This is a genomic window from Pseudarthrobacter sp. 01T43 (assembly GCF_056398665.1).
Map to the genome: position 1 here is coordinate 1 of NZ_JBFTPV010000030.1, position 19386 is coordinate 19386.

A 19386-nucleotide genomic window follows, 5' to 3' on the forward strand; every position below is an offset into this window, starting at 1 on the left:
CCGGTATGGGAAAGTTGCATCTACGAGATGCCTCTCTTTTTGGTGAAAAGGTGTTCTAGACAAACCCCATTTTCCGCGAAAAGACAGGCATTCTCGGTTTAAACCGCCGACCGCGCCCCGATCAGCATCGGTGAATCAAGGCTAAGCAGGGCTGGCGTCTGGGCCCAGTCAGAAGTGTCAGTCTCAGAGTTGTCCCAAGCCACTCGTCACTAAAAGTGAAGCGAAGCTACCCTCCTGCCGACCTGAGCCACCGGAATCCTGGCAGCCCGAGCCGGAAGTGCCCCAGCACTTGGCAGCGCGAACCGGTCGACTGGCCGCCATTCCTGCCGACGGAATGGACATCGCTGGCTCCTTGGGCGCATTCATTGCCAGAGTGCCTGTCTGAACTACCCGACAAGACACCCCCGCTGATCGCCTACAGAGTGCTGTCACCCGGAACCTCCACCGGGCGCTTGGGAAGCTCTGCCTCGCGGAAGCGGGTTTGCCCTGCTGCACGCGAAGGAACCGCGGTCCGATAAACCTGCTGTTCTATTTCGCGGTGCGGGGGCTTTCAGGGCCGTGCAAATGTGCCTTCTCCACGAGCTCCGTTATCCGGGCCGCTGGCCATGGTGGAGTGTTAGGCCCTCCGGCAGGCCGTGGACGCTTGAGGTCGAGCCGATGATGTCTATGGTGATGCGCCCATTACCCATGGGGGCATTGCTGATGTGCAGTTCGCCGTAGGACTCGGGGAGCACCGGATCCAGCCAGAGGCCGCCCAACGAAATGTGGGCGTCATAACGCATGAGTCCAGTGATCAGCTGGATCGGGGTGGTGGCAGCCCATGCCTGAGGGGAGCAGGCAGTCGGGTATGGAACCGGCTGCGCAAACTGTTCGCGGTCGAAGCCACAAAAGAGTTCCGGAAGCCGTCCGCCGGAGTACTCGGCTGCTTCCAGCAGCGCTGTGGAAATCCGTTGTGCTTCCTCCACGAAGCCATACCGCAACAGCCCGGCCGCAATCAGCGCGTTGTCGTGCGGCCAGACCGATCCGTTGTGGTAGCTGGCCGGATTGTAGGCACCCATGCCGCGGGCCAGTGTCCTTACCCCCCAACCGCTGAACATTTCGGGAGACATCAAGCGCTCAGCTACGAAGGGGGCCTTGTCCTCATCCACAAGTCCGAACCAAAGGCAGTGACCCATGTTAGAAGCACAAGCGTCCACGGGCCGTTTGTCGCGGTCCAACGCAACCGCGTAATAGCCCTTGTCAGGGAGCCAGAACTCTTCGTTGAATCGTTTTTTAAGGAGGTCCGCTCGTTTCCGAAGCTCTGCTGCCAAGTCAAGGTCGCCGTCGTCGTAAGCCATCCATGCCCTGGCCATATACGCGCCATGCACGTATGCCTGGACTTCGCAGAGCGCCAGAGGCGGTTCAGCGAGGGTGCCATCGGCGAAGTTGATGCCGTCCCACGAGTCCTTCCATCCTTGGTTGATGAGACCGTGTTCGTTAAGTCGGCCGTATTCCACGAAGCCATCACCGTCCCGGTCGCCATAGTCCTGGATCCACTCAAGGGCACGGTCGGCGTTGGGAAGGAGGGCGGAGATAGTGTCCTTGGCGAAGCCCCAGCGGCTGACCGATCCCAGGACAACCACAAAGAGCGGCGTTGCATCGACGCTGCCGTAGTATGCGGACTTCCCACCCAGGGCCAGGCCGCTGGAGACGCCTAGTCGGACTTCATGCAGAATCTTTCCCGGTTCTTCTTCGCTTATCGAATCAACTGCGGTCCCTTGCAGGTCTGCTAACGTGCGCAGGGTGCCCAAGGCCAGGGAAGGGTCTACGGGCAATGCCATCTCGGAAGCCCACAGGGAGTCGCGGCCGAATAACGTCATGAACCATGGCGCTCCTGCAGCCACCACCACTCTCTCCGGATGGTCCGGATCCTGGATCCGTAGGGCACCCAGATCCTCGTAGCTTCGTCTCAGGGTGCTTTCGATAGAGCGGTTGCCCATCTGCAGGACCGGGATCTTTGCCACCCACTCTTGGCGGCGCCGGTCGCTGGGAGACATTTCCCCTTGCGCTGGATGGGCAAAAGGGGCCACGGTCCCTGCCCCATCAAGCGTTGGTACTACGCTCGCGCGGCTGCTCCAGTGGCCGGAAGGGGGAACGGTTACATCGAAACTCAAGGCATCAATCGAGGCGATGGCACCTTCGGCGCTGACCACGACGCTTTTTCGGACCCCCTGCCACTCAGCCCGGATTTCCAAGGTGTCGCCTTTCGGCAGTCGCGTCTCGTTCCAGCGGTGGGTGACCCGCGCTTCCTTCACCTCAAAGAGGTCTGCGAAGTCCGACTCGACGACCAGCGTGATAATACACCGGGCCGGTTGCAGCGAGTAGTTCCGGACGGTAATCTCTTCCAGGATCCCCGCTCCAACCTCACGCAGCCTCTCAACCAGCAAAGCGCTGTCCGCATATCCGTCAGAGCGCGGAACACGACACGCAAAGAGGGCCCGGTATGGTTCCTTAGTCTCTGCCGCCAACGGTTCAAGTGACTGGCCATTGATGGTTAGATGCCAGCGCGACAGTATGCGCGTGTCCAAGTGAAAGACCCCATGCGGCAGTTCGGGACGAATATCCCCGTCGGCGGAGGAGATGCAGAAGGAGGAGCCGGCCACCAACGTGACCGTCCCCGCCCCGAGGGGTCCTGCGGCTGTGTCAGAATTCCATCCGGCCACTTCGTGCTCCTCCAACGGCCTCAGTGTGGATGTATAAACGCTACGCCGGAGCATTTATAGGTGCCAGACCTTCTCGAGATAATCGGCCCGGAAAAGGGCCGGCGTCATCGCGCTCAGCGTTGTGGAGGCCATACAGGAACTGAACCTGTCCATCCCGGCGGAGGTATAGTTCCTGATGTATAACGATTTTGCCTGGGCACGCCTCACAACACCGCCCCTGACCGTCATCGCTCAACCGGTCTACAATATGGGTTTGATGGCCGCCAAGGCCCTAATCGGCAGATCGAAGACCGAAAACCCTCCGTCACGGCACCGGCCCTGACCGCCCGCTTGATCCACCGAGGAGCCCGCATAACAGGCCGGGCACTTCTCGAGGAGCTTGGGAGATCCTTCAAGGAAGCCCCCGCAGCATAGGCTGACATGGCGGGCTCCCTCAGGTATGGGCCGACGGAACTGCCACCTGCTATAGCCCCTATAAACGCCGATTATGGATATTTGGTCAAGTAGCTATCGGCCTATGGCCGAGGAGCAGAAACCGTAGGAGGGTCCGCTACACGCCGCACCCGTCAAGGTTTCTCGGAAGGTCGCCTCGCCGTAGAGCAGCCGTTGGACGGGGGCTGGCGGGCAGCACGGGGCAACTTGCGGCCGCCCGTCTGCCGTCCTCATCTGGCACGCGAAATTTGATGCGACGATCTGCGTTGGCGTCAGAATAGCGCGAAATTCCGTTTTTTTGACAGTGGCTCATGATGTTCTCAGATTCCACCCTGACAGTCGGAGGGGCCGTTACCGCGACTGCGAAGGCCCGAGAATCATCGAATTAGTCCGAAGAATCGGAGCTTGATGGACATCGGTCGGGGCTGGGGCTGGCGATATCAACTCTTGCGAGGTACCCGCAACCTCCTGTTAACCGCTGAGTCCCCGATGGTTCATTACCGGGAAGTAACGTGGCGGACTGTCGATGAGACCCCTACCCGACTTTTTGAGAGGCTCCACCCATGAGCACGACTCGCACCCGAGGCATCCTCACTTCCGCCGCAGCCATCATTCTGGCCGTGTCCGCCATCGGCGGGACCGCAGCCGCCCAGGCTGCCAACAACAATGATGACCAGCACCAGGACACCCGCATCGAATCCGGAAACGAGCGCGACGCACAGGGTGACACGAACACCGCCCTGGCAGACGCCTTCAACAAAGTTGACCGGAACACGGTCTGGCAGCAGACATCCAAGCTTAAGCTGAACTTTCCGACTTACCACACCGAGGGAATCGCCTACAGCAAGGACCACATTTTCCTTTCGGCCGTGCAGATCACCGAGCCGACGGTGAAGTTCCCCACGCCGCAGAACGGGTTCGACCGGACACCCGGCAAGGGTATCGGTCACCTGTTCGTCATGGACAAGTCCGGCAACCTGCAAAAAGACATTATCCTGGGTGAGGGCGACATGTACCACCCGGGCGGGATTGATTTCGACGGCACCAACGTCTGGGTCCCGGTGGCGCAGTACCGGCCCAACAGCAGCGCCATCATTTACCGCGTCGACGCGAACACGCTGGATGTCCACAAGCAGTTCGAGGTCAAGGACCACTTCGGCGGCATCGTGATGGACAAGACAACAGGACACCTCGTCGGCAACACCTGGGGCTCGCGCCGGTTCGCCAAATGGGACCTGCAAGGCAAGCAGCTCTCGACCTGGGATAACCCGAACTTCTTCATCGACTACCAGGACTGCCAGTACGTCCCGAACGCGAAGATGCTCTGCGACGGGATCACCAACCTCCCGCAGACCTCGACGGCCGGTGGCTCCAGTGCCACGTATGAGCTCGGCGGCATCTCGATGATCGACTTGAAGTCCCACAACGTGATCCGCGACGTTCCGTTCCAGCAGTGGTCCACCGCCGGGCATGTTGCCACCCGCAATCCGTTCAAGATGACCGCCGACGGGAACCACCTTACGATGAAGGTGGCCCCGGATAACGGTGACGAAGGTAATGGCACCGAAATCCTCACCTACGAAGCGACTGTCGCGCCCGCCAAGTAAGCGCGCCGCATCCGCGCATTGCAGGCCCGATACGGCCTCAATGGCACGCGAGTCGCCCGTACGAAACGCGAACGCCGGCTGGCGCTAGCACAAACAGGAACGATTGGATATTCCATGTCAGCACCAACACTTACTCGGAAGCGGATCACCGCGGCCGCCGGCGCCACAGCCCTGGCAGCGTCGGCGCTTGCCGCCGGCCTGGTCGGCGTGGGCGCCGGGCCGGCCGTCGCCGGTGAAAGCCACGGCGGCACGGCCACGCCGATCCAGCACGTTGTCGTGATTTTCCAGGAGAACGTCTCGTTCGACCACTACTTTGCCACGTACCCGAAGGCCGCCAACGCTTCGGGCGAAACCTTGCAGGGCAGCACAACCCCCGCTCCGGCATTCACTGCTGCCAAGGACACTCCTAAGGACATCAATACCCTGGCAAACGCCGGCCTGCTGGCACCGAACAACCCGAACTCGGTCCAGCCCGCGCGTCTGTCCCCGATGCAGGCCGTCACTTGCGACCAAGACCACGGGTACGGCGCCGAGCAGAAGGCCTACAACGGCGGAGCGATGGACAAGTTCGTCCAGTTCACCAGCCGTGACGCCTGCGGCTCCAACCAGTACGGCCGCCCTGGCCTGACGATGGATTACTACGACGGCAACACCGTCACTGGTTTGTGGAACTATGCCCAAAACTACTCGATGAGCGATAACCACTTCAGCACGGTCTTTGGCCCTTCCACCCCTGGCGCACTGAACCTGATCTCCGGCCAGACCCACGGCGCCACCGAATACACTGCAACGGGGCAGCGGGCCACTACACCGGCCGGCGGATCCAGCGCCGTCCGCCAGCCGGACGCCAAGGGTGTCGGCACGGTTATCAACGACCCGGACCCGGTCTACGATGACTGCTCGAACAACAGCCACGCCAAGACCGGCAACCTGGCCGGTATGAACGGCAAGAACATCGGCGACCTGCTCAACGCCAAGGGCACCTCCTGGGGTTGGTTCCAGGGAGGCTTCACACCCACGACCGCCGCTACCGCGACCACTCCCGCATCGTGCCTGTCCACGCACACGAATGCGTCAGGCGCGAGTGTCGTTGACTACTCCCCGCATCACCAGCCGTTCCAGTACTACGCCTCGACCGCCAACCCGCACCACCTGGCACCGGCGTCCGACGCGGAAATCGGCCACAACGGACAGGCCAACCACCAGTACGACCTGACCGCTTTCAACAAGGTCGTCAACTCGGACAACCTGCCGGCTGTCTCCTTTCTGAAAGCGGGCATGTCCCAGGACGGCCACGCCGCTTACTCGGACCCGATCGATGAGCAGAAGTTCATCACCAACACCGTCAACGAGATCCAGAAGTCCAAGAACTGGGAGAACACCGCCGTCGTCCTGGCCTACGACGACTCCGACGGCTGGTACGACCACGTCGCGGCCAAGGTCAAGCACTCCTCCAACACCGCAGATGACGCCGCCTGGTGCCAGAGTGCCGCTGCCAGCGGCGTTCCGATGTCCGGCGGCTACGCCGACCGCTGCGGCCCAGGCCCGCGCCAGCCGCTGGTGGTCATCTCCCCATACGCGAAGAAGAACTTCGTCGACCACACCGAAACCGATCAGGCCTCGATCCTGCGCTTCATCGAGGACAACTGGCACACCGGGCAGATCGGGGACGCGTCTGCCGATGCCACAGCCGGTTCCATGAACGCTATGTTCAACTTCCACCACCAGCGCGAGGGCAACGTGCTGCTGAACGAAGAGACCGGCGCCGTCACCTCCATCACCACCAGTAAGGACGACAAATCAGGCAACCAGGACCGGAACGACTCCTGGGACTAAAACCCCTGGGCGCCGGCCGTGACCGGCAGAACAACAGCAAACTGAGAAACGCCACCCGGCAAAATGCCGGGTGGCGTTCTTTGTTCCGCTCCACACAGGGCGACAGGAGAAAACGGCAACGTTTTGTTTTAGGCCAGGGCGAGGTACCCAATGGAGTGCTCCTGCAGGTCCGTCAGGTGGTCGCGGACGAGCGCGTCGACTGCGTTGAACCGGGCGGTGTCGTGCTGCTTGATCGCCGACCCGACCCGGTCCGGGACCCATTCGCAGCCCCTGCTGTTGGAGGCGGGGGTGGCGCTGCCGCAGTGTGGCGATAATATCCACGAGGTCCGTCCGGGCTGAGGGTTCTCCGCCGGTGATTCGGAGTTCCCTCACACCAAGTCGCTCGACGCCGAGGCCGACGATGATCTCTATCTCGGCTGCCGTCACGACGGCTTGTTTCGGTAGCCAATGCAAGCCCTCTGCCGGCATGCAGTATGTGCAGCGAAGGTTAAATTTGTCCGTGACCGACAGCCGCATTGTCCGTTGCTTGGCGGCCAAAGCGGTCCAGTAGTGCCGAGGAAGTTCGGGCGGACGCGGATCCGGAGCAGCCCCCTGGTAGTTGGTGAGGACGGGGCGCAGTGCTGGGATACCTGGCTGAACGGCCATGGTTCAGGCTGATTCAGGGCGCTGGCCGTAGCCGCCGTCAGCGGATGCCGAGATCGCTGTCAATGTACGATCCGGGGCGGCTTTCGGTGTCGTGCTGGCAAGTGCAGCCACCGTCTATCTGCAGCCGAACGGTTACTGGACTGGATGACTCCAGTTGGATATCCACCGATTCCCTCCGCTTGCTGTTAACGCGAAGAGTATCTTTTTGGTCGTTGTGCTGGGCCATGTAAAAACCTTTCTAATGCATTGGGGGTGTACCTTGTGGCACGGGGCCGCGAAGCCGCGTGCCACAAGGCGGCTTGGTGCATCAGGTGAGCAGCTATTGCTTGTCTACGCGAAGACGACGCGGCCGGTGCATCACCCACACGGTCTTGGTGATGCACCGATCGCTTTAGCCCACCTGTAGGGAACCCACTCCTTTACCCCGGACTAGTTGCTGAGGTAGCCGTTCGGGTCCAGGACATACTTGGTGGCGGCTCCGGCATCGAATTCCGCGTACCCTCGCGGGGCATCCTGGAGCGAGATGGCCGTGGCGTTGACCGCCTTGGCGATCTGGATCCTGTCATGCAGGATCGCCATCATCAGCTGCCGGTTGTACTTCATCACCGGGCACTGTCCGGTCGTGAAGGAGAGGGACTTCGCCCAGCCGGTGCCCAGGGAAAGGGACAGGCTGCCCTTCCGGGCCGCCTCGTCCGCGGCACCCGGATCTCCGGTGACGTAAAGGCCGGGAATGCCCAGGGACCCGCCGGCGGCGGTGAGGTCCATCAGCGAATTGAGCACGGCTGCCGGAGCCTCCTGGGCCCCGGCTCCGTGTCCGCGGGCCTCGAAACCGACCGCGTCGATGCCGGCATCAACCTCCCGGACGCCGAGAAGCTGCTCGATCTGGTCAGCCGGGTCGCCGTTGGCCACATTGACGGTTTCGCAGCCGAAGGATCGGGCCTGGGCCAGGCGATCCTCATTAAGATCCCCCACGATGACCACCGCGGCCCCCAAAAGTTGGGCGCTGGCCGCCGCGGAGAGCCCCACGGGGCCGGCCCCGGCAACATATACGGTGGACCCGACGCCGACACCTGCCGTGACGGCCCCGTGGAAACCGGTCGGGAGGATGTCCGAGAGCATGGTCAGGTCCATGATCTTTTCCAGGGCCTGGTCCCGGTCCGGGAACCGCAGCAGGTTCCAGTCCGCGTAGGGGACTAGGACGTATTCCGCCTGCCCGCCGACCCATCCGCCCATGTCGACATAGCCGTACGCGGAGCCGGGACGGTCCGGGTTCACGTTCAGGCAGATCCCGGTCTTGCCCTCCTTGCAGTTCCGGCAGCGCCCGCAGGAGATGTTGAAGGGGACCGAGACGATGTCCCCGACTTTGATGAACTCGACGTCGGGCCCGGCTTCGATGACTTCCCCGGTGATCTCGTGGCCGAGGACGAGACCGGCCGGGGCGGTCGTGCGGCCACGAACCATGTGCTGGTCCGAGCCGCAGATGTTTGTGCTCACGGTGCGCAGGATGACCCCATGCGGGACCTTCCGTCCGATATTGACGGGATTGACGCCAGGCCCGGCCTGCAGTTCGAAGGTGGGATACGGGGTATCGATGATTTCCACGATCCCCGGTGCCTTGTATGCAACGGCTTTGTTACCTGACATTGAATGGCTCCTATGGGTTGGCGATCGAACCATCACTGTGAGGTTGGTCGCTTTGACTGTCTGTGAGGCAGTTGGTATCGGTTTCGTGAAGCTAGTTGGGTCAATTTGCTACGTGCAGTGCATCCCGATGGGCACCGACGGCGTGCCGGCCAGCTGTGACGATGGATGGGGAGATGGTGGCCTGCATCCTGATTGCACATGCCGGCCATCCGGTTGGTGCGTCGATGTCCCGGGAAGGCTCGAGGTGGTCGGGGGGAGCCCGCGGATCCATAAGGGGGCAAGCCAACCGCTCCGCGCGGCATTCTCGCAGTTGTATTCTTTGCCATGGCATCGATCCCTGATGCTGTCCGGCCTAGAGCAGCTGAAAGGGGCTAGGCATCGATGACCAAATCGGTCCGCGCGGTGGAGCAGCAAGGCAGGAACTTCCCTGCATCGATTTCCCGTGCCCGGATCCCTCCCTGGTGGTTCATCTCAACCTCCCCGGAAAGCTTGACGACCTTGCAGGAGCCACACATGCCTTCCTTGCAATTCGCGCCGATCCTGACGCCCGCACGCTGGGCCGGACCGAGGATGTGCTCGGTGGGGTCGATGCGTACATTGATGCCGGTGCGCATGAAGGACAGGGTGAGGCTTCCCGTTCCGACTGTGTCAAAGCTCGAAGAATCAGGGGACACGGCCTCCGGCCCCACGTCCGAACTGCTGTCGGAGGCTTCGGAATAGGGCGCGTCCGGGTCGACGGTTTCCAGCGGCAATCCTGTGGCCTTCAGGGGCCCCTCGGCGTCGTAGCCGGGCTCGTATAGCCCGAATGCTGTGGGCTGGCTTTCGTAGTAGTCCTCGGCCGAATCGGCGATTTCCTCGGCGATTTCTTCGGCAATGTCCACTGCGAGTGCGAGCTCCGCCTGGTATTCAAGAAGCGTTTGACGATCTCCCGAGAAGAATTCCATGTAAATGGAGGTATCGTCGACACCAACCTTCCCCAGGAGCTCGGTGGCGCTATTCAAGTAACCCTCGGGGCCGCAGGCATAGACTTGGCGGCCGTTGGCATCGGGGGCCACCTCGTCCAGCATGGCTGCCGTCAGCCTTCCGCTGAGCCCTTCCCACCCGTCGGGTTTGCTGCGGTCGCCCAGGGAGTAGAAGACCTTGATGCGCGAGTCCACGGAGGCTATGTAGGCCAGCTCCTTGTGGAAGGCAAAGCCTCCGGCCTCCGCTCCGTGATAGAGCACCACAACATCGGCCTGTCCGGGCAAGGAGTGAATGGTACGCACCATGGACATGATGGGGGTGATGCCTGCGCCGGCGGCCAGCAAGAGATACCGCGCCCGCCGGTCAGCATCCGGCAGGTGGAATGCGCCGACCGGTCCGAGCATCTCAAACACAGCGCCGGGTTTGACATTCTCGTGCACCCACGGTGAAACCAGTCCTGGGGGGTCGCGTTTGACGCTGATGTTGAAGGTCCAAGGCTCAGTTGGGGAGCTGGACAGCGAATAGCTGCGGTCCACCGGATCCTGGTCCTCGCCGTTCACCGGAAAAGCGATGTTAACATACTGGCCCGCACGGAACGCCAGGGGCGCACCGTCGCGGCGGCGGAACACGAAGGTCATTAGGCCGCCCGCCTCGGGAACGGTCTCCACGCATTCGGCCATGAACTCCTGCGGATGCCAGGGGCCCAGGGCACGGGCAGCACGGGCGGGTGCCTCGGTGCTGCCCATGACCCTGTTCCACGGCATCTCAAGACCGCGAATGCGCTGTGGCTCCTGGATTGCCGTCTCTGTGAGGAGTTCAATCATGCCAAGTGCTCCTGCACGCGCTGCACGTACCAGTTGATGAACGCCTCCACCTGGTACTCGCTCTTCATGTACGGGCCGGGCTCGTAGGCCGGGCTTCCGGCGCCCTGCTGGCACAACTCCACGAACGCCTTGTCCTGCAGGTTTGTCTGCTTCCAGGTGTAGGTGAGTTTGTCCAGATCGTAGTCAACGCCTTCCACGGCGTCGTCAGCTACCAGCCAGGTGGTGCGTACCAGGGTCTGGTGTTCGTTGACGGGGAAGACGCCGAACGTGATGACGTGGTCGCTCTGGAAGTGGAACCAGCTGTTGGGCTGCAGGTGCATCGAGCAACGGCCAAGGCGGAAGTCCGGCAAGTCACCGAGCAGCTTCTTGGAGAGCCTGCGCCCATCGGGCGAGAACGATTCGCCCTCTCCGTCGAGCGATTCACGTGAGATACGGATACCGGCGATGCGCGTGTCGAGCTCCTCGACCACCTCGTAGGGAAGGGCATAGCGGCGGCAACGCTCCTCGAGTGAGGACTGGGCTTCTTTGTTGCGGTCCCACACTTCTTCGAGATGGGCCGGTACCAGGCCTTCCGTCAGGCCCCAGGTGGGAAAGAGGGAACAGGCGAGCTCCGGGTGTCCGTCACAGTGGTAGCACTCACGATTGTTCTCCATGACGAGTTTCCAGTTGCCCTCCTCGATGATGTTCTGCTGGTAGGCGACTTTCGTCTTCGACAGATCGTGGGGAGCGAGGTATGGCTCGAAGATCTTTGAGGTTTCGTCGAAGTCGGTTGGCGGTTCGTCGGCAATGCAGACGAAGATGAGTCCGGCGACGATGCGGCTGTGGGCGCGCTTGAGKCCGAARCAGCCCTTGTCGAACTTGGTTTCCCCCGGCGCCGAAGCATGGATCAGATTGCCTTCGGGAGAGTAKGTCCAGGAGTGATAGCCGCASACCAGGTTTCCYGTTGACCCCGCGGGTTCGGTGAGGACGCGGGCGCCGCGGTGGCGGCACACGTTGTGCAGGACGTTAACGCCGCCATCGTCGTTGCGCAGCACGATCAGGGAGTAGGGCCCGTAATCGACGGTGACATAGTCTCCCGGCTCCGGCAACTCGGCCACGCTGGCGGCAAAGATCCAGTGCTGCCCAAAAATGGCTTGCATGTCGATCTTGAAAATCGTCGGGTCCGTGTAGAAGGGGGCATCGAGGGAGTAGCCCGTGCGCCGTAATTCGAACAACCCGGCGATTTCCGCCAGCTGCTCAGCAGGCAATGTCGAAACGAGCTTTCCGCGTGAATTGAGGGGCAAGACTGGAGCAGACATGTGGTTCCTCCCGGGAGGCTTGGGTATACGTGAACTTCGTGGTGACCACGGCTGCGGCGGTGCGAGCGGCGTTGTCAAAACCTTGTAGTCACGAGATTAGGGCCGATCGATCTGCAGAAAAAGCGCAAACTTTAGGACATAACAGTGCACAATGGGTGCATGATTGATCAGCGGCTAATAACCCTTCGGGTGTTTGCCCGGTGCGGCACCGTTGGTGCAACCGCGGAGCTTACGGGTTATTCTGCCTCCGCTGTCTCCGCGCAGTTGCGGGAGCTCCAGCGCGTTCTTGGAATGCAACTGCTGACGAAGGACGGGCGGGGTCTGCGCCTGACCGCCACTGGCCGCTTTCTCGTGTCGGGCTCGGACACCCTCATTGCGGAATGGGAGAGCCTGCGCGCCGCGGCCCTACAGGCTGGGGACCAGGTGCCGTCCCGTTTTGGCCTCGGCGGATTCTCCACGGCGGCCGCCCAGTTGCTCGCGCCGCTTGCCGCCACCCTGCGCTCAACACGCCCCCTGCTGGAGGTGCAGGTACTCGAGGCCAACCCCGCCCGCTGCTTCGACTTGTTGGTTGCCGAGCGAATCGACCTCGCGGTCATCATCGCCATGCAGTCGGACACCTATGTTGAGAACGATCCGCGCTTCGAGCAGACCGTTCTTCTCGACGATCCCCTGGACGTCATCATTCCCTCCGACCATCCGTTGGCATCGCGGGAAACGGTGACGCTCGAAGAGCTGGCGTCGGAGCCCTGGATCACCGAGGCCGCCGGTTCCACCTACCATTCCCTGTTCACCGCGGCCTTCACGGCAGTCGGCGTGACACCGCGGATTGCCCATGAGGCCGTTGAATGGGAAACCCAGATCGCCTTCGTTGGTGCGGGGCTGGGCGTGGGCCTGCTACCGCGACTGGCGCCCCTGCGTGGTGCGGAAAACGTGGTTCGCCTGCGCATTGCTGGCAAGGGGAAGCCCGCGCGCCGCATTGTCGCTGCGGTGCGCAGGGGCAGTCTCGCATCGCCCCTAATCCAGGAGTCGCTCGGCATCCTGAAGGTCAGGGCCAATCGGATCCTCGCCGCCCGGCCCGAGGACGATCTCTGAAATCGCGTGACCGCGATTTGTTGCCGATGGGCCAGCATGTCCAGAAGGTGGCGACACGTCCGCGCGGCCGGCCTTCAGGGCCGCACGAGACGGGCCGCGCGCTACGTCAATTCGATGCACTCATCGCCGTGAAGTGAGAATGGCAATCTGTTTGGGGACCTCTTTTCGGATTAATCGCATTTTGAACGGGGCCCATCTCTAGGTGGGCGGCTTGGGCCCCTTACCGACCCGACTCCCCACCATAAATGCCCCAGCCCCGGTAAGTGCTCCAGCAGTCACGGAAAGGCACACCATCTGGGACGATCCATCCCTGGACATGGGGCATCGGCGGATTTCCCAGCCCTCAGGCCGGGAATAAGCTTATGTCCGACCGGCAACGCGCCACCCGGCCGGGTGGCACCTTGCTTGAAAGCGGACGACCGCCGTTTCCTTGCAGGGCAAATGACAGATGAAGGGCTCGCTGTCAGATGCGCAGTTTGTGAGAGCACCGTTATCCTGCCATTCGGCTAATCACTAAGCCGGGTTTCGCGACGATCCGGTGCACGCTGTGAACGTGAATCCCATGAGGCCTTTGCCTAGGTTACGACGTTTAGCGTCGTCGGGACTTCGCGCTAGGTGCTCGCAATGGGTCCTTGGTTGGTCCGTTCTTCGCCATCCGAACCAGTGCTGGCCACCGTCGGACATGCAGAAGCGCGTTCAGGCGAGAAAGTCAAGGGTGGAGCAGACGGTGGGTAGAGTCCTTGACAATATCCGTGACGTGCCTCACTCTGTTGCATACTGCGAAGCTCATTGCTCCATACGGAACAAATCGAAGCGGTGCCCCAGCGGTTTCGCCACCTGAACCTCGCTCCCAGGGAACTGCACTACCTGTCTCGACGAATCGAACCTGCCAGCCCAGGACCGGTCAGTCGAGGCAAAACCTGAGGCATCCGCAACACTCAGTAAAGGGAACACTTTCATGACAAGCACACGTGACGTCAGCGCCGATAGACGTGGCGAAAGACCCAAGCCGATTGCACGCCGTCGACTCAAGGTGTCCGATATCAACGTCGTCAATAAGCCGATCCTCAAGAAGGCACTCTAGTGCCGTCAGCGGTTTGCGCTGAAACGGCACTCTGGTGCCGTCAGCGGTTTGCGCTGAAGCCGGAAGGGAACAAATCTCAATGATCCATTCGACCAGGACGACGGACTCTGTCGACACCTCCATATCAAAAGAGACCAGCTCCAAGTTCAAGCGCCGCTTCATGGTGCGGCTTGTCGCTGTCTTCATCGGTGGGATGTTCCTCGACGGTTACATCCTCGGAATTATCGGCCCCGTCAGCGGACTCATGCGGTCAGAGCTCCAGCTCGACGCACTATCTCTGGGCATGATCGCTGCTGGCCCGCTGGTTGGTATCTTCGTCGGCTCCCCGCTGGCTGGCTGGGCTACTGACAAGTTTGGACGCAAGCCCATGTTCCTCGTGGACATGGGCCTGTTCCTGGTCGCCTCAGGGGCCCAGTTCTTCGTAACCTCCGGAGACGGGGCCGTGATCCAGCTGGCCGCCATCCGGTTCCTCATGGGCGTCGCGATCGGCGGCGAGTACTCAATCGGTGGGCCATTGCTATCAGAGTTCTCCCCTCCAAAGCTCCGCGGGCGATTGCTCGGGCTGACTCTGATCGCCTGGTACGTCGGTTTCATGATGGCATTCATCATCGGCACGCTCCTGCACGACGCCGGCACCCCATGGCGCCTCGTAATCGGCACGAGCACGATACTCGCATTCGTCCTGTTCCTSGCCCGCTTGGGCCTCCCCGAATCKCCGAGCTGGCTCATTACGAAGGGACGGCAYSAGGARGCACTCGCGATMGCACGCMGATATGTCGAATCGCCCCAGATGCACGACAGCATCACYGGAGAGATGGATCTGAGGATGATCCAGGAGGCCCAAGCCGCGCAGAGTAGGACCAAAATCAAGGGCGCCTCYTTCGGAATGCTGTTCTCGAGGCAGTACTGGCGCACCACCCTCTTCACCTCAGGTTTTTGGTTCTGYGCGGTCACTCCGTACTTCGCGATCGCGACSTTCGCCGACGACGTGCTCAACCAATTCGGCTTCGGCGGCTGGACCGGTGGAGTCGGCCTGTCCGCACTTGCGGCCGCGGGTGTTGTCACCACCGTACTTCTGATTGACAAGCTCGGCCGCCGAATCCTCACCGTGCCCGGGCAGTGGCTCTGCGCAGGCATCCTGCTGATCATCGGAGTCTGGRCGAACGCACCAGCGATCCTCGTGCTCGTMCTGTTTCTCGCCTTCTCCTTCTTCAATGCCGGCTACACCACGATGACCCAGGTCTATCCGGCCGAGGTATTCCCCGGCCACCTGCGCGGCATCGGCATGGGCTTCGCCGCGGCCTTCAGCCGCATCGGAGCCGCACTTGGCACCTTCGCCCTGCCATGGGCGATCAGCAACTTCGGCCTGGGCCCAAGCATGGTCGTAGCCGCCGCCGTCGCATTACTCGGCGCGGTCCTCTCGCAATGGCTCGCGCCTGAGACGAAGGGGCGCACCCTCGCCGAAATCTCAGCAAACTTCTCCCACTGACACCGGGACTGCACGGTGCAAAAATCGGGCGGAAATGTTGGCCAACGCCGAAAACGTAGTGCCCGACGGGACAGGTTGCGCTCGTGGGCGCGAGCCTTAGCGTCTGATACGCGACTTTTTCACAAGCTGTCCCGTACTCGACCCCGATAGCGGGCGTCGCTCATTATCTGATCTTTGAGACCAGTTTCAGGTCAGCTTCCCGGCTGGGTGCTCCTGTCCTGATGTGGCTAAGAATGGGTTCCGCCAGTTGAAGCATTGCTGATAGCCGTCGATCTGTGATTCCGGGGAGGGATTTGCTGGGTGAGCCGAAACTGTGGCTCGGACGATTGCGAAGCTGGGCTGAAACCGTGTTGGTGCGTGGAGAATTTCTTGTGGAGTGATGTTGGTCAGCGCTGCTGTGCGGACGAGTTGTTCCCATGTCGGGTACATGTTTAATCAGTGAAGAATTGGTCGCGTGGCTCAATAGCCTGCCGATAGGGGCCCCGTAGCAGCGGGGACTTCTGTCTCAACGACGAAACCCGAAGGAAATCCGATATGACGCGCGTTCGCATGGACTTGTTCACCTCCTTGGACGGATATACGCCAGCCGACCCGACGCCCAAGAATCCGATGGGCACGGATTGGGGGCGCCTTACGGAGACGTACGGCGCCACCCGGACGTTCCGGGAGAAGGTATTCGGCGAGACCAGCGGCGCTGGAACGACCGGCGTCGATGATCGATACGCCGTCGCGTCCTTCGAGGGCGTCGGCTCCGAGATCATGGGAGCGGGCATGTTCGGGTTCCACGCCTTTCCAGAGGACCCGGACTGGAAAGGCTGGTGGGGTGACAAGCCGTCGTTCGGCACCCCGGTCTACGTCCTCACGCACACCGCACCGCGTCCGTCGATCCCGATGGAGGGCGGGACTACGTTCCACTTCCGCAGCGCCGCAATTGAGGACGTGCTCGCTGAGGCGGCCGAGGCCGCCGGTGACCTGGACGTCCGAGTGGGCGGTGGCTACGGCACCGCGCGTGACTTCCTGCGCGCCGGCCTGGTTGACGACTTGCACCTCATCGTGTCCCCGATCTTCCTCGGCGGGGGCAACCGGCTGTGGGATGACCTGCGCGCCTTCGAGCTGACCCACCAAGTAACGACGGAAGTCGCCGAAAGCGGCACAATCCACATCACCCTGACGCGATAGAAGCGTACTCATGACGATCCCGCAACGAAACTCATACGGGAGGTCGCCCAACTCGCGGGCTGGGTCGACGTTGGTGCGGCGTGGTTTTCCTGGGGACCTGGTCGGGACCGGGGATCGGCAGCAGAGGCTCAGCGCCAGCTCAACTATGGGGAATCCGCAGTGACCCCGGCCGAAAGTCCTGCCCTGCGGGTCCGGACGGCGTTGCGCGCGGCTTGGTTGCTGGCGAAGATATCCGGTTTCGGCGCCGGGCTGGCGTGGGCCACCGCATCGATCCATTGCTTCGTGGTCCCTACGGGGGCGAAACGTGATTGAAGGACCAAAAGGACGGCTTTGTGCAGCTCTTCTGCCACCAGCGAGCCGGTGTGGTTTGCCGTCTCAAGAGTGCCGGTGGCGTCGGAGAGGAACTCAACGCCCAGACTCCGGTGTGACGCGTCCCGGCATCGGATTCATCGGAATTCTGGGTTATGTACCCGGCCATGACGACCGTATCGACCCGCGACGGACGAGCGACGCTGTCAGATCGATCCACCGCCCCTTGGCGTTTGACCTACTGCAGGTCCGCAAAGATAACGTTCTGCGGGACGGTGTCCTGAGGTCATCAGAGACTCAGCCCGGCTGGCGGTGGCCGGTCAGGCCGTGTTCGTAGGCGAAGATGACGGCCTGCACACGGTCGCGCAGCCCGAGTTTCATCAGGATGCGCCCCACGTGGGTTTTCACCGTTGATTCGGCCACGACCAGTCGTCCACCGATCTCGGTGTTGGTAAGTCCGGCGCCGATGGCCGAGAGTATTTCCAGTTCCCGGCGTGTCAGGGGCGCCAGGGCTTCGTCACCCCCGGAGAAGGGGCCGGAGGGAAGCCTTTGGCTGAAGAGTTCCAGCATCCGGCGGCTGACCCTGGAGGAAATGGCGGCGTCTCCTCCGGCGACGGCTTTGATGGACGCGAGCAGCTCGGGTGGTCCGACGTCTTTGAGCAGGAAACCGCTGGCACCTGCCCGGAGCGCCGCGAAGGCGTACTCGTCGAGGTCGAAGGTCGTGAGGACAATGACCCGTGACTGCGGGCAGTCCTCGGCGATAAGCTTGGTCGCGGCGATGCCGTCCATGCCCGGCATCCGCACATCCATCAGCACCACGTCCGGCGTCAGGGTGTGACACATGTCGATTCCGGTCTTGCCGTCAGCGGCTTCCCCAACGACGTCGACCCCGGGATGGGCATCGAGCACCATCCGGAATCCCGTACGGACAAGCGTCTGGTCATCAACGAGCAGCACCCGGATCGGGTGCTCGGACGGGATGGTTACCGGTTCCATGGGGATCCTTCCCTCGTCGGGAACTGGGCGGTCACGGACCATCCACCCGTGGCCAGAGGACCCGCCTGTATGGTGCCGCCGTACAGTGCAACGCGCTCACGCAGGCCCACGATGCCACGCCCGGGATGGTCTGTAGAAAGTCCGTCGTGTTGGCCGTCGTCGGTTACTGAGGCAATGATCGCCTGCGGGCTGAACTGCAGAACAACCGTGACCGCGGTTGCTGCTCTTGCGTACTTGAGCGCATTGGTGAGCCCTTCCTGGATGACCCGGTAGATCGCCAGCTGCGCCCCGGGGTCGGCCGGTGGAACACCCGTTGATTGCAGGACTACCGGAAGGCCGGTGGAACGGAAGAGAGCCACCAGCGCCCGGATGTCCTCCACCCGTGGCGCGGGCGCGGCGGCTCCCGGTGAATCAACGGTGTTACGTTCGGTGAGCACCCCGAGCATCCGGCGCATGTCTGCCACTGCTGTCCGGCCCGTCTCGGCAACCTGGCGCATGGCTTTTACGGCGCGGGCAGGATCGGTGGGGGCGATCTCTGCAGAACCGTGGGCCAGGGAAATCATCACTGCCAACCCGTGCGAAACGATGTCATGCATCTCCCGGGCGATCGCGTTGCGCTCGGCCGCGGCGACGATGCTGGCCAAGTGCTCCCGCTCGCGCGTCAGCCGGTCGGCACGGTCAACGAGTGCGGCTACGTAGCCACGGCGCGAGCGGACGTTCAAGCCGATCAGCGTCGCGATCACGAGCACGGCAATTGCCTGGCCGGCCTGGCCAGGGTCGACCATCGACCCGGGGAGGATGGCCGCGGCGAGAAGCAGGATGCCGCTGGTTCCCAGCAGGGCAAAGAGCGCATGCCGGGCTGACCTGTAGACGGCGACGGCGTACAGCGCCATGGCTGCCGCCACCGCTGCGAAGCTCTCTGGAGCCGAGAACGTGATGAGCATGATGCCGGCCGTTGCAGTCAACGACAACATCGGAGTGCGCCGGCGGAAGAGCAACGCAGCTCCGGAAACCACCGCCGCGAGCAACAGGAGTATGGGCTCCGGGCCTGTGGTCCCGTGAACGATAGCGGTTGCCGCCAGGGCCGGCGCTGCGTACAAGGCAGCGACCATCACGTCTGTGATACGCGGACTGGGGCACCACCGCCGTCGCCGACGCGGTTTTTCCGCCGACATCGGTGCGGTCAGTGCCGCTTCCGGCAACGCCGCCAGGCGCTCAACGTCTCCCGACTTGGTCATGCTCCGGCCGCTACCTCTGTGGAGTGCATAAGAGTCCTTCGGTGTTCA

The 19386-nt window shown here is 62.4% G+C and carries 10 protein-coding genes and 3 pseudogenes; 6 read left to right on the forward strand and 7 right to left on the reverse strand.

Annotation, left to right across the window (positions count from 1 at the left end; genetic code table 11):
• Positions 1–528: 528 nt before the first annotated feature.
• Positions 529–2702, reverse strand: a pseudogene (locus tag AC1DIM_RS18210) (amylo-alpha-1,6-glucosidase).
• Between the two features lie 100 nt (positions 2703–2802).
• Between AC1DIM_RS18210 and AC1DIM_RS18215 the strand changes: the two are divergent.
• From AC1DIM_RS18215 to AC1DIM_RS18225, 3 genes and pseudogenes are all read left to right on the forward strand, one after another.
• Positions 2803–3116 (forward strand): annotated as a pseudogene (locus AC1DIM_RS18215) (substrate-binding domain-containing protein); the annotation flags it as partial.
• Between the two features lie 581 nt (positions 3117–3697).
• A complete protein-coding gene (locus AC1DIM_RS18220; protein ID WP_477711910.1) occupies positions 3698–4741 on the forward strand; it encodes a DUF6454 family protein in 1044 nt (347 codons plus the stop codon).
• Positions 4742–4855: 114 nt separating this feature from the next.
• Positions 4856–6577 (forward strand): phospholipase C, encoded by a 1722-nt coding sequence (locus tag AC1DIM_RS18225; protein WP_477711911.1) that lies wholly within the window; start codon positions 4856–4858, stop codon positions 6575–6577.
• Positions 6578–6856: 279 nt separating this feature from the next.
• Here AC1DIM_RS18225 and AC1DIM_RS18230 read toward each other — a convergent pair.
• The 4 genes and pseudogenes from AC1DIM_RS18230 to AC1DIM_RS18245 all read right to left on the reverse strand — a co-directional run.
• Positions 6857–7229 (reverse strand): annotated as a pseudogene (locus AC1DIM_RS18230) (radical SAM protein); the annotation flags it as partial.
• A 422-nt stretch (positions 7230–7651) separates the two neighbouring features.
• Entirely contained in the window at positions 7652–8866 is a 1215-nt protein-coding gene (gene fdhA / locus AC1DIM_RS18235; RefSeq protein WP_477711912.1) for a formaldehyde dehydrogenase, glutathione-independent, read from the reverse strand.
• Between the two features lie 371 nt (positions 8867–9237).
• Positions 9238–10653: a ferredoxin reductase gene (locus AC1DIM_RS18240; RefSeq protein ID WP_477711913.1), complete on the reverse strand. Its 1416-nt coding sequence runs from the start codon at positions 10651–10653 to the stop codon at positions 9238–9240.
• Positions 10650–11951 (reverse strand): aromatic ring-hydroxylating oxygenase subunit alpha, encoded by a 1302-nt coding sequence (locus AC1DIM_RS18245; protein WP_477711914.1) that lies wholly within the window; start codon positions 11949–11951, stop codon positions 10650–10652. The genes AC1DIM_RS18240 and AC1DIM_RS18245 overlap by 4 nt, the downstream gene beginning before the upstream one ends.
• A 159-nt stretch (positions 11952–12110) precedes the next feature.
• Between AC1DIM_RS18245 and AC1DIM_RS18250 the strand changes: the two genes are divergently transcribed.
• From AC1DIM_RS18250 to AC1DIM_RS18260, 3 genes are all read left to right on the forward strand, one after another.
• Positions 12111–13043, forward strand: coding sequence for a LysR family transcriptional regulator (locus AC1DIM_RS18250; protein WP_477711915.1), 933 nt, complete (start codon positions 12111–12113; stop codon positions 13041–13043).
• Positions 13044–14206: 1163 nt separating this feature from the next.
• Positions 14207–15616 (forward strand): MFS transporter, encoded by a 1410-nt coding sequence (locus AC1DIM_RS18255; RefSeq protein WP_477711916.1) that lies wholly within the window; start codon positions 14207–14209, stop codon positions 15614–15616.
• Between the two features lie 534 nt (positions 15617–16150).
• The gene (locus AC1DIM_RS18260; protein ID WP_477711917.1) at positions 16151–16795 is read left to right on the forward strand and encodes a dihydrofolate reductase family protein; all 645 of its coding nucleotides are present in this window, start codon (positions 16151–16153) and stop codon (positions 16793–16795) included.
• 606 nt (positions 16796–17401) lie between these two features.
• Here AC1DIM_RS18260 and AC1DIM_RS18265 read toward each other — a convergent pair.
• Entirely contained in the window at positions 17402–18100 is a 699-nt protein-coding gene (locus AC1DIM_RS18265; protein ID WP_477711918.1) for a response regulator, read from the reverse strand.
• A complete protein-coding gene (locus tag AC1DIM_RS18270) occupies positions 18088–19338 on the reverse strand; it encodes a sensor histidine kinase (RefSeq protein ID WP_477711919.1) in 1251 nt (416 codons plus the stop codon). Before AC1DIM_RS18270 ends, AC1DIM_RS18265 begins: the two co-directional genes overlap by 13 nt.
• Positions 19339–19386 lie beyond the last annotated feature (48 nt).

Excerpts from the sequence above, each read along its gene's own strand:
- AC1DIM_RS18250 (WP_477711915.1), top strand. The coding sequence starts at position 12,111 with ATGATTGATCAGCGGCTAATAACCCTTCGGGTGTTTGCCCGGTGCGGC.
- AC1DIM_RS18270 (WP_477711919.1), bottom strand. The coding sequence starts at position 19,338 with ATGACCAAGTCGGGAGACGTTGAGCGCCTGGCGGCGTTGCCGGAAGCG.
- AC1DIM_RS18225 (WP_477711911.1), top strand. The coding sequence starts at position 4,856 with ATGTCAGCACCAACACTTACTCGGAAGCGGATCACCGCGGCCGCCGGC.
- AC1DIM_RS18260 (WP_477711917.1), top strand. The coding sequence starts at position 16,151 with ATGACGCGCGTTCGCATGGACTTGTTCACCTCCTTGGACGGATATACG.
- AC1DIM_RS18220 (WP_477711910.1), top strand. The coding sequence starts at position 3,698 with ATGAGCACGACTCGCACCCGAGGCATCCTCACTTCCGCCGCAGCCATC.
- AC1DIM_RS18240 (WP_477711913.1), bottom strand. The coding sequence starts at position 10,653 with ATGATTGAACTCCTCACAGAGACGGCAATCCAGGAGCCACAGCGCATT.
- AC1DIM_RS18265 (WP_477711918.1), bottom strand. The coding sequence starts at position 18,100 with ATGGAACCGGTAACCATCCCGTCCGAGCACCCGATCCGGGTGCTGCTC.
- fdhA (WP_477711912.1), bottom strand. The coding sequence starts at position 8,866 with ATGTCAGGTAACAAAGCCGTTGCATACAAGGCACCGGGGATCGTGGAA.